The 510-nt window shown below is 47.3% G+C and carries 1 protein-coding gene; it reads right to left on the reverse strand.

Annotated features, from left to right (window positions below):
- Positions 1-510: Ig-like domain-containing protein (locus GM920_RS23580; protein WP_202986177.1), on the reverse strand; the 510-nt coding region annotated here is incomplete at both ends.

A 510-nucleotide genomic window follows, 5' to 3' on the forward strand; every position in this document is an offset into this window, starting at 1 on the left:
ATTTACAACAACCTCCAAGGCATTAGAAGCAAGACTTTCACAAGCAGTGGAAGTAATTTTCACGCTGTAGCTGCCGCTTTCGGTAGCCGTGTAAGTTTGCTGGGTAGCACCTGTAATCAGGTTTAGTCCCTTGTACCATTGGTAACTATCAGCCAGGGTTGTCGTCTTTAACACTACGGCTCCACCTGCACAAAAAGTCGTCTGGCCTTCGGCTGTAATCACCGCGGCATCTGGAATTGGGTTCACAGTAACCGCTATTGGATTAGAAGCTGGGCTTTCACAAGCAATGGAAGTAATTTTTACACTGTAGTTTCCGCTTTCTGTAGCGGTATACGTTTGCTGAGTTGCCCCTGTGATTAGACTTAGTCCTTTATACCATTGGTAGCTATCGGCTACAGTTGTGGTCTTTAACACTACGGCTCCGCCTGCACAAAAAGTCGTCTGACCTTCTGCGGTAATCACCGCGGCATCCGGAATTGGGTTTACAACAACCTCCAAGGCATTTGAAGC

Origin of the sequence: Pedobacter gandavensis, assembly GCF_014172405.1 — a bacterium.
GTDB lineage: Bacteria > Bacteroidota > Bacteroidia > Sphingobacteriales > Sphingobacteriaceae > Pedobacter > Pedobacter gandavensis.